This is a genomic window from Sulfurospirillum multivorans DSM 12446 (genome assembly GCF_000568815.1).
In the GTDB taxonomy this organism is placed as follows: domain Bacteria; phylum Campylobacterota; class Campylobacteria; order Campylobacterales; family Sulfurospirillaceae; genus Sulfurospirillum; species Sulfurospirillum multivorans.
Genome location: NZ_CP007201.1, coordinates 2,460,912 through 2,476,667 on the forward strand (window position 1 = coordinate 2,460,912; position 15,756 = coordinate 2,476,667).

At 37.2% G+C, this 15,756-nt stretch carries 17 protein-coding genes; all 17 read right to left on the bottom strand.

The genetic code is table 11. From position 1 onward, the window contains the following. Positions 1–8: 8 nt before the first annotated feature. Complete coding sequence (locus SMUL_RS12720; protein ID WP_025345638.1) at positions 9–572, bottom strand: TIR domain-containing protein; 564 nt, start codon at positions 570–572, stop codon at positions 9–11. Then, positions 573–1,265: an acylneuraminate cytidylyltransferase family protein gene (locus SMUL_RS12725; protein ID WP_025345639.1), complete on the bottom strand. Its 693-nt coding sequence runs from the start codon at positions 1,263–1,265 to the stop codon at positions 573–575. After that, positions 1,258–1,908 carry a cytidylyltransferase domain-containing protein gene (locus SMUL_RS12730; RefSeq protein WP_025345640.1) on the bottom strand — a complete coding sequence of 217 codons (651 nt, stop codon included), beginning with the start codon at positions 1,906–1,908 and terminating at the stop codon, positions 1,258–1,260. The genes SMUL_RS12725 and SMUL_RS12730 overlap by 8 nt, the downstream gene beginning before the upstream one ends. Next, on the bottom strand, positions 1,908–2,678 hold the full coding sequence (locus SMUL_RS12735) for an aldolase/citrate lyase family protein (RefSeq protein WP_025345641.1): 771 nt from the start codon (positions 2,676–2,678) through the stop codon (positions 1,908–1,910). The genes SMUL_RS12730 and SMUL_RS12735 overlap by 1 nt, the downstream gene beginning before the upstream one ends. Next, on the bottom strand, positions 2,679–3,398 hold the full coding sequence (locus SMUL_RS12740; protein ID WP_148295303.1) for a hypothetical protein: 720 nt from the start codon (positions 3,396–3,398) through the stop codon (positions 2,679–2,681). Beyond that, positions 3,395–4,675 (bottom strand): ABC transporter ATP-binding protein, encoded by a 1,281-nt coding sequence (locus tag SMUL_RS12745; RefSeq protein WP_025345643.1) that lies wholly within the window; start codon positions 4,673–4,675, stop codon positions 3,395–3,397. Before SMUL_RS12745 ends, SMUL_RS12740 begins: the two co-directional genes overlap by 4 nt. Continuing rightward, positions 4,672–5,244 carry an ORF6N domain-containing protein gene (locus SMUL_RS12750; RefSeq protein WP_025345644.1) on the bottom strand — a complete coding sequence of 191 codons (573 nt, stop codon included), beginning with the start codon at positions 5,242–5,244 and terminating at the stop codon, positions 4,672–4,674. Before SMUL_RS12750 ends, SMUL_RS12745 begins: the two co-directional genes overlap by 4 nt. Further along, positions 5,245–5,397, bottom strand: coding sequence for a hypothetical protein (locus SMUL_RS17105; protein ID WP_223809707.1), 153 nt, complete (start codon positions 5,395–5,397; stop codon positions 5,245–5,247). It abuts the gene before it with no gap. Beyond that, entirely contained in the window at positions 5,394–6,278 is an 885-nt protein-coding gene (locus SMUL_RS12755) for an ORF6N domain-containing protein (RefSeq protein ID WP_025345645.1), read from the bottom strand. The genes SMUL_RS17105 and SMUL_RS12755 overlap by 4 nt, the downstream gene beginning before the upstream one ends. Next, complete coding sequence (locus SMUL_RS12760; protein ID WP_025345646.1) at positions 6,278–7,087, bottom strand: ABC transporter permease; 810 nt, start codon at positions 7,085–7,087, stop codon at positions 6,278–6,280. Before SMUL_RS12760 ends, SMUL_RS12755 begins: the two co-directional genes overlap by 1 nt. After that, complete coding sequence (gene rfbB / locus SMUL_RS12765; protein ID WP_190278592.1) at positions 7,084–8,091, bottom strand: dTDP-glucose 4,6-dehydratase; 1,008 nt, start codon at positions 8,089–8,091, stop codon at positions 7,084–7,086. The genes SMUL_RS12760 and rfbB overlap by 4 nt, the downstream gene beginning before the upstream one ends. Continuing rightward, a complete protein-coding gene (gene rfbD, locus SMUL_RS12770) occupies positions 8,091–8,957 on the bottom strand; it encodes a dTDP-4-dehydrorhamnose reductase (protein ID WP_025345648.1) in 867 nt (288 codons plus the stop codon). The genes rfbB and rfbD overlap by 1 nt, the downstream gene beginning before the upstream one ends. Then, a complete protein-coding gene (gene rfbC / locus SMUL_RS12775; protein ID WP_025345649.1) occupies positions 8,950–9,525 on the bottom strand; it encodes a dTDP-4-dehydrorhamnose 3,5-epimerase in 576 nt (191 codons plus the stop codon). Before rfbC ends, rfbD begins: the two co-directional genes overlap by 8 nt. Further along, on the bottom strand, positions 9,522–10,409 hold the full coding sequence (gene rfbA, locus SMUL_RS12780) for a glucose-1-phosphate thymidylyltransferase RfbA (RefSeq protein WP_025345650.1): 888 nt from the start codon (positions 10,407–10,409) through the stop codon (positions 9,522–9,524). Before rfbA ends, rfbC begins: the two co-directional genes overlap by 4 nt. Continuing rightward, on the bottom strand, positions 10,406–11,410 hold the full coding sequence (gene galE, locus SMUL_RS12785) for a UDP-glucose 4-epimerase GalE (RefSeq protein WP_025345651.1): 1,005 nt from the start codon (positions 11,408–11,410) through the stop codon (positions 10,406–10,408). The genes rfbA and galE overlap by 4 nt, the downstream gene beginning before the upstream one ends. Before the next feature lie 188 nt (positions 11,411–11,598). Further along, entirely contained in the window at positions 11,599–14,622 is a 3,024-nt protein-coding gene (locus tag SMUL_RS12790; protein WP_025345652.1) for a molybdopterin-dependent oxidoreductase, read from the bottom strand. A gap of 2 nt (positions 14,623–14,624) precedes the next feature. Next, positions 14,625–15,755: an NrfD/PsrC family molybdoenzyme membrane anchor subunit gene (nrfD, locus tag SMUL_RS12795; protein ID WP_025345653.1), complete on the bottom strand. Its 1,131-nt coding sequence runs from the start codon at positions 15,753–15,755 to the stop codon at positions 14,625–14,627. Position 15,756: the final 1 nt, after the last annotated feature.

A 15,756-nucleotide genomic window follows, 5' to 3' on the forward strand; every position in this document is an offset into this window, starting at 1 on the left:
TCATCTCCTCACACTTTATAGAAAAAGCAACCAGAAGCTACTTTTGAATTAACCATAAAATCTTCATTTTCTAAAGCACTTTTTATAAGTTCTTTTTTCATCGGTATATGTAAAGTTGAAACACTTTTCATAGAATCTCTAAATATCGGTAGCTTATCCCATAGATCCTTTATCTCTTTTTTCAATGAACCATCTTTTAATAAACTGGCTTTACTATCATAGTCAGGATATATAATAATTACAGGTAGACCCTGATTATTTATCCCATAATCAATCTCTTCTCTAAGTGCTTGAGAGCTTTTTGTTTTTTCACTTAAAAAAAGTATGATATTTTTAGAATTTGCAAGTCTATTTCTAAGCCTTGGCTTTAAAGTCTTTTCCCAATCACTGCCATCTCTTACATTGTAGTTTTTATCATGAGAATCAACAAATGGAAAAGTACTATCCCCACCTTTCCACATTCTTAATGTATTGTAATATACAAAGTCTTTTGTTGCGTGGGCTTGCAAATTACTATCAGTACCTTCATTCATTACATAAAAGGCACAATAGTTTCCATTTCGATAAGCCATCTAATTTTCTCCCTTATCACAAATCCATGAAAAACCTAACTTTTGATATAAAAATTCTGCAAACTCAAAATCCAACATATCGTCTATATCAACTGATTCAACTTTATCTAAAGTATAAAACTTAGGCTTTTCTCCTACAATATTACCTTTTTTATACATTAATAGTTTATCAATAATTGTAATTGCAAAATTTAAAGACACTATTTTTGGTAAATCTTGACTCTTTGGAGTTTTGTCAATATTATAATTTAGAGGCTTACCATCTAGCCATAAGAATTTCTTTTCTTGTGATACAGAATTTATACTGTCAAATATATCTAAACTATCTATATAATCTTTAATTGCATTCTCGTAGGTATTAACTTTTATTAAAGGACTTGTTGTTTGTGCCATTAATAAAATATCTGTATCAGTAACTTCTGCAATATGTTTCCAATGAATATCGTTAGTTACATTTGAACTTGCATAGTAATCTTCCCTTTTATAGATTTCAACATTATATTTTCTCGCAATTTCCATTGAAATCTCACAGTCAGTATTAACTATGATTCTATCAATATTTTTTACTTTTTTTAAGACTTGCAATTTCAAATCTAAAAGAGTTGTATCCGCAAATTTTCTAGTGTTTTTTGATAAAACTCTTTGAGAACCTTTTCTTACAGGTACAACAGCCGTAATAATTTTCTTAGACATCTAAATCCCTCTTAAAATACATAGAAATTAGTTCTTGCGATATAAGATAGGTACTGATATCTTTAATTTCTATTGATGACAAATAATCAAGATTGTATAAATATGGCTTTTCTCCATAAAGTGATTTAGCTTGTAGTGCTATATCTTTTTTGATGATATAGCAGCCATTTGTTACAATATATAAAGGCGCTAAATCACTTCGACTACTAAGTTGCTTTTCAAAATTTAATCGACTGTTTTTAAAATAAGCATAATCTTTTTTTTCAGCTACGCTTAACAGTGAATCATTGTCGTGTAAATTATGGAATTGTTCCAGCATCGATTTGTAATCTTCCTTGCCTATAAAGGGAGATGTAGGGTTTGTCCATAAAATTGTATCTTGCGATATATTGCTAATGGAGTGTAAAATAATTTCAGTGTATGTATTGGTGTTGACACGTTGAATAAAATTGACATCTTCCTTTTGTGCTATCTTTTTGATTTTCATACTATCCGAAGTTACAAAGATATTTGAAATATTTGTCAATTCTTTGCACTGAGAAATTTTCCATTCAAGAAGTGTTGTATCACCAAAAGGAGCTAAATCCCCAAATATATGGTATTTATTTGTTTCTTGCGCTGGTATAATTACTGCAAAATCCATTACATTCTCCTTTTTAGCTCTGTTAATCTTGCAATTTCTGAGCCAATTTGCAAATCACTAAATTCTTTTTTTGAAAGTATATACAGCTCCTCAAATTTCAATGCCTCTTTAATGGCATTATCTGTTTCTAAAAAAATCTTTGTAGGCAATATCACTTTTCTCGTTTCTAATTTATAAATCATATTTTTTAAGTTTGGATATTTACTATTTATTATCTCAATAGTTTTTCCAGAAACACTCCCACCTACTGTAAAAGTAAGATTTGCATTTTGTATTTTTTGCCCAATTGCCTGTAAAAGTTTAAAAGTAAATTCACTATCTGGTTTTATATCTTCATTGAAATACGAAGCAGTTAAATCAGATCTTCCTATCGTGATGTTGTCAAATTTTCCAATTGCAAATTCTAATATTTCATCTAATTGTTCCATTGCATTTTTTGTTTCAAGATTTAAAGTTGTATGAATTTTGCATTCACCGTAAACTTTTTTTATACTGTCTGCAAACTTCTTAGCTCCGAACTTACTCTCTACCATAGGAGCAATAATACCATCTACATCTATTTCAGCAGCATCTTTAATATCTCTAACAGCTTCAACGCCACCAATTTTTAAAAATAGCTTGATTCCCGCTTTGGAAGTAAGTCTTCGTAACCTCATCAGGTCTCTAAAAGATGAACCTTCGGCTTCAAATTCTGCTTTTATTCCTTGTAAAGCATATTCGTCACGAAGTTTACAAAGCTGATCATATAATTTAATTTCGATTCCAAACATTTATCTGACCACCTTCATAATTTGATTAAACACCTGTTTTTGGGATAATGCATTAGTATCTAGTGGAGATATATAGCCCCAGTTCGCCTGTAATAATTGCAAATTTAATATATTTCTACATTCATTTAAGTGTTCACTATTGTCATCTAAGAAAAGAGCATATGGGATTTTTTTATTAATCATAATTTCTTGTATTATAGTTGCTTTACTTTTATATTTTGCGAAATCCTCTTTATCGTAGATAGATTTTTCGCTCAAGTATATACCTTCAAACTCTAAAAGTTTTTTGACTGTAGCTTTATCTTTAGTGGTAATAATTAAAAACTCATCTTGCTTATTGATCAATAGTGACTTTATCATATCTAGAAAACTATAAGATTCATTTAGTTTTAGCCATTTTTGTAAATCATTAGTTTGTAATTCTTCTCGTGTATCAAAAAACAACTTTTCAAAAACTTTATAATCTTTTTGTAAAGCGTTGTCAATAATCTCTTTGTACTTTTTCTCAAAATTGATAGCCTGGGTATCAAGAAGTTCTAGTAAATATTTATAGTTCCATGCAGGTCCTACTAAATATCTATATTTTAAAAAGAGCTCATAATGTTTCGATGTGAATTTAATATCTTCTATGGTTTTATATTTATGCTTCGCAATCATCGAAATGACATATGCTTCTTTAACTGTATTAAATAAAACACCATCGAAATCTAAAAATATCATTTGGCAATTGACTCAAGGATAATATCAGTAGGAGCATAAGCAAACCCTTGTATCGTACGATGAGATGTAACTATATTAATTTTATCAAAAGGCCATCGTTGATCTAATTCTACTCTAGGAGTAAAACTAATATCTGCCATACCACAATCTATAAAATACTCTCCAGCTACAATATTTAAATCAAACTCCATTGAGATTTTATTCAAACCTTGTGTTAAAGTGATTGGAGTATCTATCGTATTATCTCCCCAGATCGTTATTCCATCACGATTTTTAATGCTTGTTCCCATAACAATAGAGGGGAACTCTCGTTTTGCTAAGATATAAAAGCGTAAATAAACTTTTTTTCCAGCCGTCAATACCGCATCAGTTGAAGTTGCTTTTTCATCATGAGATAGCGTTACTTTTGCAAATATAGCTTCATGAGTCCCAAAACGATGTTCATTCACTTCTTTGTTTGGAGTAATATCAAAATCTAATTCTATATTCTGTACTTGTGTTTTTTCAACCTCTTTTAGTTCTTCAATATTAAAACCATCATGCTTTCTTATTAATACCTCATAATCGTAAGTAGTTTGCTTCACATCATCTGAATATTTAATTAAATTTCCACTATGAATAAGCATAGCTTTATTGCAGTACTGAATGATTTGTTGTGTACTGTGGCTTACAAAAAGTATCGTTTTTCCTGCTTTTTGAAAGGCTTGAAACTTTTGAAAGCACTTGAACTGAAAAGCAAAATCCCCAACACTCAAAGCCTCGTCCACTATCAAGATATCTGGATCAACATTGATAGCCACAGCAAAAGCAAGTCTCGCATACATGCCGCTACTGTACATTTTAACAGGCTGATACACAAAATCTCCGATATCAGCAAAAGCAATGATCTCGTCTACTTTTTGCGCTACTTCTTCTCTCGTATAACCCATCAAAGAGCCTTGAAAGTAGATATTTTCAACACCCGTGTACTCAGGGTTGAACCCAGCACCTAATTCAAGCAAAGAAGCGATGCGACCGTGTACATGTACGCTTCCATTGGTTGGTGTTAGAACTCCTGTGATGATCTTAAGTAGAGTACTTTTCCCAGCACCATTTTTACCGATGATGCCTACTGTTTCACCTTTTTTGATCTCAAAGTTGATGTTATCTAGAGCATAAAACTCTTTATGATATTGTTTTTTTAATGGATGTAATGACTCTTTGAGACGGTCTACGGGTTTGTCGTAGAGTTTATAGATCTTTGTTAAGTGGCTTACTTTTATGGCTGTGCTATTCATTTTTTTATCTTCTTTATACTTCTGCTTACTTTTGCAAATCCAAGATTAAACTCAAACTTTGTAGTAGTTTCGACAATCTCTCCATCTTCATCATCCGCTAAGATATCAGGCTCTATCTCTATGATCTCTTCAAGTATTTTGTTTGATTTATTTGCTAGTTCTTTTTGTCTTGCTTCCTCTTCCGTTTTCATGATAGCATTTATGTTTCGAGATAACTCTTTCACTTTTGCAAATGTTTCTATGATGTTCAGTGTGGTTTCTGTAGCTATTTTACTTTTTATAATCGTAGCTAACATATATAAACCTTTTTCAGTGAAAACCTTTGGGGTAACTGTTGAATGCTTTAGATTATTGAACCGATCAAAATTTTTGATTAGTTCAGTTTTTTCCTCTTTGGTAAGCTCTATGATATACTCATCAGGAAATTTATCAGGATTATTTCCTACTGCTTGATTTATCTCTCTCGTTTCTACACCATACAGTTGTGCTAGATCGCTATCAACTATCACAAACTGTTCTTTATATTTGATGAGTTTACTTTCTATTGTTTCAAATTTAATGATGCTCATCTATAGGTATCCTTTTTTGATCTCAAAGATGACATCGTTTAGAGCATAAAACTCTTTGTGGTATTGTTTTTTTAGTGGGTGTAGTGACTCTTTTAGTCTGTCTACGGGTTTGTAGATCTTTGTTAAGTGACTTACTTTTATGGCTGTGTTCATTTTAGCTTCCTTAACATTTCGAACGAATCAATATCTATCTTTGATACTGCAAACCATTTTTTTCCAAGATCTTTGAGACTTGCGCCAAAATGATAAACATCCATATCGTCTATGATTAAAAATCTATCATGAGAGAGGTCAAATGTTTCTATCTCTATTTTTGGATATTGAGCATTGTGTTTTTGTATATCAAGTTGAAGTTGTTTTGAAATCGTCTTTGTATATATTTTCATAGTGACTTTTATGTCTCTTTTGGTAAATAATACCAAAGTACTCTCATCTATATAATTGTCCAAAAGTTTGATAGAAGTTTTTGCAGATTTTATGATGTCGCTTACAAAAAGGTAGGCATCAAAGATTTGACCATCATAAAAAATATGTTGTTTTTGTTGGACTTCATTGTTTTCAATCGCTTCAAATATTTTATTAAATTGTTCATCGTGCAAAGAAAGTCTTTGTTCGACCCTTTCAAATCTTTGAAATATATTTGCATTCAAAGATATAAATTTTCTCATTTCTACAAAAGTGTCTATTATTTTTATACTTACTTCAATAGCCGTTTGGCTTTTAAGCACTGCTGAAAGCATAGATACACCTTGCTCTGTGAAAACATATGGTAAGTATTTTCTGTGTGTTCCCCAGCCTTTTTCAAAACTTAAGGTCGCAAATTGCGACCTTAAGTTTTCATACTCATTTTCTGTAAGTTGAAATCTAAATTTTTCAGGAAATCTTTCAATATTTCTTTTAACTTGTTCATTCAATCTTTTAGCTTCTACACCATACAAAACTGCTAAATCCTCATCAAGCATTACCTGTTTATCTCTGATTGTATAGATTTTATTTTGAATAGATTGGGATTCAACTGGTATTATAGTATGCATCACAACACATCCGCAAAGTGAGGTCTGAGTTTTCTAAATACAATGGCTCCAAGTACAAAGAAAACCAATGTAATTCCCCAAAACTGCAAAGCTTCCATAGGCTTTTCCCAAAACCATACATGATTTATCAGTGCATCACGATACCCTTGAGTGATGTAATGGGCAGGATTGAGTTCAAAGAGCCAACGGTATTCTTTTGGAACCATCGACAATGACCAAAAGATAGGAGTTAACCAAAAACCAAACTGTATAGACATGCTAACAAGTTGTCCTAGATCTCGAAAGAAGATAACCACACTACTGGTTATCCACGAGATACCCAGTAAAAGAATAATGGCTGAAAACAGATAATAAAACATCTGAAGCCAATAAAGATTTGGTTCATACCCATAGATAATATACATTGACATCATAAATGCCATAAAAAAGAGATGAACAATAACGGCTGAAGTAATTTTAACAATAGGTAATAAACTTACCCGAAACACAATTTTTTTGACCAAAAATGTACTGTCTAAAATAGCATTTGTAGCGGAGGCAAGAGCTTCGGAGAGAAAAAACCATGGAATCATCCCGGCTACAAGCCAAAGGATAAAAGGTACATCTTGCACAGGTGCGGCTTTAAAACCGACTTGAAACACAAACCAAAATATCAAAACTGATATAGTAGGCTGGATAAATGCCCATAAAATGCCAAGGTAATTGTTCAAATAGCGCGACTTAAAATCGTTCTTAACCAAATCTTTGAGCAGTCTTCTGTTTTGGTAGATGTCTCGTAAAAATCTATAAAATGCTTTAATATATCTCAATTATACTTCCTCAAATACCACTCAATGGTTTTCACGATGCCACTATCAAAATTTTCATCGGCTTTCCATCCTAGTTCATTTTCAAGTTTTGTGGCATCGATAGCATAGCGCCTATCATGTCCTGATCTATCTTCCACAAAAGTAATGAGCTCTTTATAGCTTTTTGTTGTTGGAACTTTTTCATCAAGAATGGTGCAGATGCGGTCTACTATTTGTAAATTTGTTCGCTCATTTCTTCCACCAATGTTATAGGTTTGTCCTGATTTTCCATTGTGATACACAAGGTCGATGCCCTTACAATGATCTAATACATAAAGCCAATCGCGGATATTTTTACCATCTCCATAAATGGGGATGGATTGGTTGGAAAGAGCTTTTCGAATGATGGTTGGGATAAGCTTTTCATCATGCTGTTTGGGCCCATAGTTGTTTGAACAGTTTGTTATCACGGAGTTCAGTCCATACGTCTCTTGGTAGCTTCTTACTATCATATCGCTACTGGCTTTACTGGCACTATAAGGCGAATTTGGTGCATAAGGAGTGCTTTCTGTAAAAAAGCCAGTCTCGCCAAGTGTTCCATACACTTCATCAGTTGAGATATGGTGAAACCTTGCATCTTGGTATTTGGCTTTACATGTAAAGGGTTTATCCATCCAGTATTTGTATGCTATATCAAGCAGTGTGAATGTGCCGTTGATATTGGTTTGGACAAACACACCAGGATTTTTGATGGAATTATCGACATGAGACTCTGCTGCAAAATGAATAACACCTTGTATATCGTACTCGCGAAAGATAAACTCTACTAATTCACGATTGCAGATATCGCCTTTGATAAACTTATATCTTGAGTTACCTTCGCACTCTTTGAGGTTTTCAAGATTGCCTGCATAGGTCAATAAATCTAAATTTATAAGAGTGTACTCTGGATATTTTTCTAAAAAATACGGTACAAAATTGGAACCGATAAATCCTGCTGTTCCTGTTAATAATATATTTCTCATTATTTTCTTTCTCCCATTTTACGCAAACATACCTCTAAACTATCTTTCCAGTAAGGAATTTCTATAGTGTACTCATTTTTAATTTTTGATTTATTTAAAAGTGAATAATGTGGGCGTTTGGCTGGGGTTGGATACTGCGACGTTTCAATAGGATTCACTTTACATGTAAGCTTTGCCATCTTCATAATTTCTTGTGCAAAATCATACCAACTAGCAACACCTTCATTGGAATAGTTATAGATTTCTGTTTGAGTATTATTGATTTTCGGAAGTATCTCTAAAATCGTTTTTGCTAAATCTTTAGCATAAGTAGGAGATCCTACTTGATCAAAAATGACACCTATAGATTCTTTCTCTTTACCTAGACGAAGCATTGTTTTTACAAAGTTAGCCCCATAACTGCTGTAAACCCAAGAAGTACGGATAATGACGCTATTTGGAAGCTTTGTATGTAAAAGTGCATTTTCACCTAAAAGCTTGGTTTTGCCATAAATCGATTGAGGATTGGTTGCATCTGTTTCAAGATAGGGTCGATAAATTGTCCCATCAAAGACATAGTCTGTTGAAATATGAATAAGTTTAATATTGTGTTCTTTTGCGATTGTTGCTAGGTATTTTACCGCGAGATGGTTAATCTTATCGGCAAGTTCTTCTTCGCTTTCTGCCTTATCAACTGTCGTATAAGCAGCACAGTTAAGAATAGCATTGATAGCATTGTGTTCAATATACTGACGAAGAGTTTTTGCATCCGTAATATCAAGCTCTTCTTTATCCGTAAAAAAATAGGTGTTGGGATACTCGTGAGACAGTTCATGTATCTCACTTCCTAATTGTCCATGTGATCCTGTCACTAAGATATTAAGCATAGTAATTTCTTCCATACTCAAAAAGGTCAAGTGTATCTTCGAGCTTTGGTTGTTTTGTGTCTTTTACAGAGAGATGCAAAAGTTCTGACGTGATTTGCCAATCAATTCCAAGATTGGAATCATTAAACGAAATACCCCTATCACACTCTGGTGCATAATAATTATCAACTTTATAGGTAAACGTACATGTTTCACTAAGCACTACAAAGCCATGCGCAAACCCTCTTGGGACAAACATCTGTTTTTTATTTTTACCATTAAGCTCTACACTCACATACTTGCCAAAAGTGGGGCTTCCTACACGTATATCCACTGCGACATCAAGCACTCTTCCATCAATAACACGCACCAATTTTGATTGGGCATAAGGAGCAAGTTGGTAGTGTAATCCTCTTAAGACACCATGATGACTTCTGGATTCATTGTCTTGGCAAAAATTGACTTTATAGCCTAAAAAATTTTCAAATTTATCGTGTCTAAATGTCTCTACAAAATACCCACGCTCATCGCCATGCACTTTGGGTTCTATAATAATTACGTCTGGTATAGCAGATCTTGTAAATGTCATCTTCGTTTTCCTTGATTCGCTCTTCGTATAAGATATTGCCCATATTGATTTTTTTTCAATGGTTCCGCCAAAATGAGAAGTTGCTCTTTGGTAATATACCCTTTTTCATACGCTATCTCTTCCAAACAGGCTACTTTAAGACTTTGTCGATGCTCTATGGTTTGTATAAACTGACCTGCATCAAGCAGGCTTTCATGGGTTCCTGTATCGAGCCATGCATAGCCTCGTCCCATCAATTCTACTTTAAGATCGCCCATCGCAAGATATGCCTGATTTACCGAGGTAATTTCAAGCTCACCTCTTTCACTGGGCTTCACTCCCTTCGCTATTTTAATCACCGAATTGGGATAAAAGTAAAGCCCTACAACCGCATAATTTGATTTGGGATCTTTTGGCTTTTCTTCTAAGCTGAGTACATTATCCTCTTCATCAAACGCAACAACACCGTAACGCTCAGGATCACTTACATAGTAACCAAAAACAGTTGCTTTAGACTCTTGTTTTGCATTCTCAACCGATTTTTCTAAAAGCCCCGTCAGTCCTTGCCCGTAAAAAATATTATCACCAAGCACCAAACAAACACTATCATTTCCTATAAATTCTTCACCTAAAATAAACGCTTGTGCTAATCCATCGGGGCTTGGCTGAACAATATAAGTAAATGCCATACCAATTTCTTTCCCATCACCTAAAAGCTCTTGGAAACGCGGTAAATCTTGAGCTGTAGATATGATAAGTACTTCACGAATACCTGCTAACATCAATACTGAAAGTGGATAATAAATCATCGGTTTATCATAAACTGGCACAAGCTGCTTACTAACCCCTTTTGTGATAGGGTAAAGCCTTGTGCCACTGCCACCTGCTAAAATAATACCTTTCATAACACATATCCTTTAGGATTTTTAATTTGAAATCGCCACATATCTTCACATATTTTATCTAAATCATACTCTACTTCCCACCCCAACAGCTTTTGCGCCAATGTGGGATCAGAATAAAACTCTGCAATATCTCCAGCGCGCCTTGGCATCACTTCAAAAGGTATTTCTTTGCCACTCACTTTTGAAAAGGCGTTGATGACTTCCAAAACACTGTACCCTTTTCCTGCACCTAGATTGATAGCGGTGCATTGAGGCTTGTTCAGTGCTTGCAGTGCTTTGACATGACCAAGAGCTAGATCCACCACATGAAGGTAGTCTCTTACACCTGTTCCATCACGGGTTGGATAGTCATTGCCAAAAACATTAACGCATTCACGTCTTCCAATCGCCACTTGTGCAATGTAAGGCATCAAATTGTTGGGAATGCCTTGCGGATCTTCGCCGATGAGCCCACTCTCATGCGCTCCTACAGGGTTAAAATAGCGAAGAATCATGATCTGCCACGTTGGGTCGGAGCGAAAAAGATCACGCAGTATCTCTTCGATGACCAATTTGGTCTGACCGTAAGGATTAGTAGTTCGCAAAGGGTGATTTTCAGTGAAAGGAAGAAATTCAGGATCACCATATACGGTGGCAGAAGAGCTAAAAACAAGTTTTTTAATGTTCAGTTTTTGCATCACGCGAAGCAGACAGAGGGTGCCGTGTACATTATTGTCATAATATGCTAATGGTTTTTCAACCGATTCACCCACGGCTTTAAGCCCAGCAAAGTGAATGACCGCATCACAGCCTATAAGTGCTTTTTCAAGAGCCACTTCATCGCGAACATCACCAGATATAAAAGAGAGTTGTTTACCTGTAATTTGCATTACACGTTTTAAAGACTCAAACGTGCTGTTGGAAAAATTATCATAAACGACAACATCAAATCCTGCGTTTTGTAGCTCTACGCAGCTATGGGAGCCTATATACCCAGCTCCGCCCGTTACTAAAATCTTCATATAGCTCACTTTGTTCTTTAAATAATGAATCAATAAATAGTTAATGAAGTGTAACAACTTTTCGCTTTATTTAGAGTTAACTACTCCTTTCGAGATTACAAAAATGTTACTTACTTAGTTTCAGGCAATAAGTTTGAAGATTTTCCACATTACATGTAAGGAGGAATCCTTACATGTAACAGAAGATTTTAAAGTTTTTCGATACGTACAGGAATGGCTTGCCTTGCGTTAGAGCCGACCACAAAATCACTTAGGGTTGCAATGTTAAGACGAGAGGTATCGCTGAGTCCTAATTTGTTGATATTCACACCGCTTCGTCTGGCGATTCTGCCTTCTTTTATCGTGCCATTGATTTGCACACTCATACCTCCTTCTCCCTCTCTTCCGCCGCCATGTTCGATGCCGATGGAGCGAAGATGTAGCCCCTCACGAATACGACAAATGCCCTGCACTTTTCCTTCACGTGAACGCACGACCACACGATCGCCATGGGCAATGCCGTAGTTTTTTGCGGTTGTCGTGCTCAAATCAATAAACGTGGTATAGCGTGTATCACGTAAACTCTCCACGGAAGCTGAGTAGGAGGAGAGCACATTGGATTTGTAGCTAAAGGCTAAGAGATTGAACTCTTTGGAGTCCATATCGATCTTCGCTCCCGTGTAAAATCGAGGTGCATAGTAACGTGGCACGCCACTGTAAGGCTCACCACTTAGGGAATTAAACGCTGTTCCCACACTTTGGTTGTAAATGGCAATCGGTTTTTTGTACGCATTGCTCATTTTGTTACCCTCATAAGCACTTGTTTTATCGGCAAAGCGTCCACCCCTGCTCATCACATACGCGACTCTGCGCCAGTTATCCGTGCAGATACGCTGTAACAAAGGAACGTACTCACCAAGTCCTGCAAGAGCGATCTCCTCATCACTCGCTTCAGGTGCAGGATTAGCGCCATCCATGGCAACGTTTTCAAAAGCGCGTAGGTAAAAATCTTCAGGCTTATCAAAATCAAACTTAGCTGTCGTTCCGCTAATCGCATTTTTGCCAAAGCCAGCTAATCCCAAAGCTTTTCCAAGCTCGATCATAAAGCTGTCCATACTGATAGGCTCACCGTTGGCAAATGTCGCATTCGGCGACTTTAAAATCGGATAACGAACATGCGTTGTTTTGGTCAAATGCCCTGCCCAAGGAGACAGCACGCCCCATGTCTCATACAACACCGAATCGGGCACGATATAGTCCGCATAGCGACTGGTTTCATTGATAAACGGATCAATCGCAACAAAAAGAGGAATCGCCTTGTCAGGGTCTTTCAGCAGTGGTAAAAGATGCTCACTCCCGCTTTGTCCATAGACAAAATTTGCATTCCAACTAATCAGCGCTCCTAGTTTATACGGGTACGCGTTGGCACTGCTGTTAATGACCTCAGATTCAATGGCAGGGCTAAAAGGAAACCACGCATCTTTGGCAGGGTAAGGATTGACGCCTTGTTCCACTTTACGTCTGTATTCACTACTTTTTTCATACGCCATTCGAGCTCTATCGATGCGGACGCCAAAAGGTTTTTGCTTACCGGCATAGGCTAGAAGATTGTAACATGCGCCATTGAAATCTTTAAATTTTCCTCCGCCGACACTCATGCCGCCTTTATGGTTGAGATTGCCCACAAGGGCTCCTAGCATCATAATGGCATAGGTCGTATAAAATCCTGTCGAGTGCATCGTCCCACCGTGACAATCCACCCCAACACTTCTGCCATAAGAGGTAAATTCACGGGCAAGTTCTAGAATCGTTTGTGCATCGACCCCACTCTCTTTGGCATAAAAATCAAGAGAGTGTTCAAACGCCGCTTCTTTAAGGAGCACAAAAGAGCTTTTAACCGTGTACTTCACACCTTCTAGGCTTACTTCGCCTTCATACAAGATGTCAGCTTCCAAAACATTAGCGGCATTTTTAAGCAGTCCATCGGCTTTATCAATCACATGAACCGCTTTAGTAGCATCCACTAAAATTTCACCTTTTTTCGCCCCATCCATAATGACAAGATGCGACGCATTGGTAAAACTCACCTCGTTCAATGTTTTTTGAGCAGCATCGCTTGGGATAGCAAGATACGCTTTTAAGTAGCGCTCTTCTTCAATAATCACGCGAATCATTCCCATCACCAACGCCAAATCACCACTGGGTTTGATCGGCAACCAACGTGACCGATCCCCTACCGCAATCGAATCGCTGTTGGTTAAAATAGGTGTTACGATCACATAACGAAGCGCTCCACTTGTACGTCCTTTGGCAAGCAGTTTCGCTTGACGTTTAAAAGGGTTGCCTGCTTGCGCAGGAGCGGTTCCAATGCTGAGTAAAAACTCGCAATGTTCAAAATCGGGCTTCATGTGGGGAGAACTTGCAAAATCATCCAAGTACGCTGCTTCTCCAGCCCTCATCGAGAGCCCACAGATAGAGGTATGCCCCATAAAATTGACCGTGCCAAAGCTTTGAACAAAACGGTGTACCATGTAGTTTTGACGCCCTTCATCCGCCGTTCCTAAAACACAGAGTTTATTGGCAAGAGGACCGTAATCTGGATTTTGCGCATCGATCAAGGTTTTGGTATCGGCGAATGCTTTAAGTCCTTGCACTTCGCCTTCACCAAAGAGATTGCCCCCTTCGCTGATCTCTTTAATAAGCTGTTCGATGGAAATGCTCACCCATTTATCTTCGCCACGTTTGCCCACACGTTTGAGTGGTGTTGTTACACGGAAAGGATCTTTGAGTTTTTCATAGACGAGATTACCGCGTGAACATGCCGTTGAGCGCATCTCTAGCCCACTCTCTTTCCAACCTGACGTCGCTTTAAAGCTCTCTTCCAATGGTGTTTTGTAGGGTAACCACGGGTCACTGGAGAGCAAACTGTACGGATTTCCAAAAACACGTACCACTTCGCCACTTTTCGCATCGATTTTGACGCGTACGGAACAGAAGGTTGTACAGCCATTGCAGACACTTGGTTTGACTACAAAATCGTTTGAATGCGTGATGACACCCTCTTTTTGTGTGATTTCCGTAAGCGGTGCATTGCCATAAATCGCATCTTTGGCTTTTTCACCTCTTCGCTGCATCGTGATCGCTTTTCCAAGTGTCTCATGATACCCACCCACCGCGGCACTTCCTGCGACGATGCTCGTTCCGATCAAAAAATTTCTGCGTGATGTTTCCATGATTATCGCTCCCCTTGTTTAACATAATAATTTGCCATCTCTTTATCCCAAGGGAAAAGCACCATTACCAACGCGATCAACGCGATCAACAAACTCCAGTTGGAGAGTACCGATACGATGCTATCAAACCCTGAAAAATGCGGATGGTATTCAAGTAAAAATGGTGTCGTTTTGCCAATGCTTTGACCGCCAATAACCGTGTTCCAACGAAAAATCCACACACCAATGGCGGAGAGAATGCCTCCAAACAAAACCCATTTGAACGAGCGTGCAAAATAGTTTGTAAACCCGATGATCATCGGCACCAAAAGACAAATGACATAATCAACGATCAACACTTCCCAAAAATTTTCACCAAAAAAGAGTTTGAGCGCGTATTTTTCTTCACCGTTAAACGTAATGGCAAAAGTCAGCCAGAAGAAGCGAATCACAAGATCGATCACAATAAACCACGCTAAAAGGCGTGCAAGACGTTGCATCATATCCATGTCTACGCGTTTAAAATCCGTAAAGAATTTTTGAAAAATCGGCAGTAAAATGATGAGCAAGCCCGTTCCAGAAACCATCGCCGAAGCTAAAAATAAAATAGGCATGAGTGGTGTATGAAACAGAGGTATCGCATGCACAGCCCCTAAAATATAACCCGTGTAGCCGTGTACGCTCAGAGCCAATGGTATACCAATCGCACCTAAAATAACGCCTAAATGGTGGTCTTTTTCGACCTGTTCTTGGCTTCTCACCATCCCTTTTGAAAACCAAAAGTAAGGGCGGTAGAGCACTAAAGCTTCAACCAAAATCAATAAAGGATACGCGATCAATAACAACACACCCCATTTCATCGGAGAGGTAGGGAAATTCTCCCAGCCATAGAAGAAGAAGTTGATGATGCGCCCTGGTTGGCGAAGATCATCGATCAAGTTCATGGGCGCTGCAACGAGCAACACAAAGGCTAAAAGAAGCGAAAATCCCGCGATGGGTTTGTACTCTTTCATGCCAAAAACATGGGCAAAACTGGAGATAATAAACGCCGCCGCAGAGCTTCCCGTAAACCAAAAATAGTTGGGAATATCAATGCCCCAAGGGCGATCAGGCGTTATGCTCGAAATCGTATGCAGTAGTGTTCCAAAGTCCATC

Coding starts and splice junctions, on each gene's coding strand:
- SMUL_RS12720 (WP_025345638.1), bottom strand. CDS start 572: ATGGCTTATCGAAATGGAAACTATTGTGCCTTTTATGTAATGAATGAA.
- SMUL_RS12725 (WP_025345639.1), bottom strand. CDS start 1,265: ATGTCTAAGAAAATTATTACGGCTGTTGTACCTGTAAGAAAAGGTTCT.
- SMUL_RS12730 (WP_025345640.1), bottom strand. CDS start 1,908: ATGGATTTTGCAGTAATTATACCAGCGCAAGAAACAAATAAATACCAT.
- SMUL_RS12735 (WP_025345641.1), bottom strand. CDS start 2,678: ATGTTTGGAATCGAAATTAAATTATATGATCAGCTTTGTAAACTTCGT.
- SMUL_RS12740 (WP_148295303.1), bottom strand. CDS start 3,398: ATGATATTTTTAGATTTCGATGGTGTTTTATTTAATACAGTTAAAGAA.
- SMUL_RS12745 (WP_025345643.1), bottom strand. CDS start 4,675: ATGAATAGCACAGCCATAAAAGTAAGCCACTTAACAAAGATCTATAAA.
- SMUL_RS12750 (WP_025345644.1), bottom strand. CDS start 5,244: ATGAGCATCATTAAATTTGAAACAATAGAAAGTAAACTCATCAAATAT.
- SMUL_RS17105 (WP_223809707.1), bottom strand. CDS start 5,397: ATGAACACAGCCATAAAAGTAAGTCACTTAACAAAGATCTACAAACCC.
- SMUL_RS12755 (WP_025345645.1), bottom strand. CDS start 6,278: ATGCATACTATAATACCAGTTGAATCCCAATCTATTCAAAATAAAATC.
- rfbB (WP_190278592.1), bottom strand. CDS start 8,091: ATGAGAAATATATTATTAACAGGAACAGCAGGATTTATCGGTTCCAAT.
- rfbD (WP_025345648.1), bottom strand. CDS start 8,957: ATGCTTAATATCTTAGTGACAGGATCACATGGACAATTAGGAAGTGAG.
- rfbC (WP_025345649.1), bottom strand. CDS start 9,525: ATGACATTTACAAGATCTGCTATACCAGACGTAATTATTATAGAACCC.
- rfbA (WP_025345650.1), bottom strand. CDS start 10,409: ATGAAAGGTATTATTTTAGCAGGTGGCAGTGGCACAAGGCTTTACCCT.
- galE (WP_025345651.1), bottom strand. CDS start 11,410: ATGAAGATTTTAGTAACGGGCGGAGCTGGGTATATAGGCTCCCATAGC.
- SMUL_RS12790 (WP_025345652.1), bottom strand. CDS start 14,622: ATGGAAACATCACGCAGAAATTTTTTGATCGGAACGAGCATCGTCGCA.
- nrfD (WP_025345653.1), bottom strand. CDS start 15,755: ATGGACTTTGGAACACTACTGCATACGATTTCGAGCATAACGCCTGAT.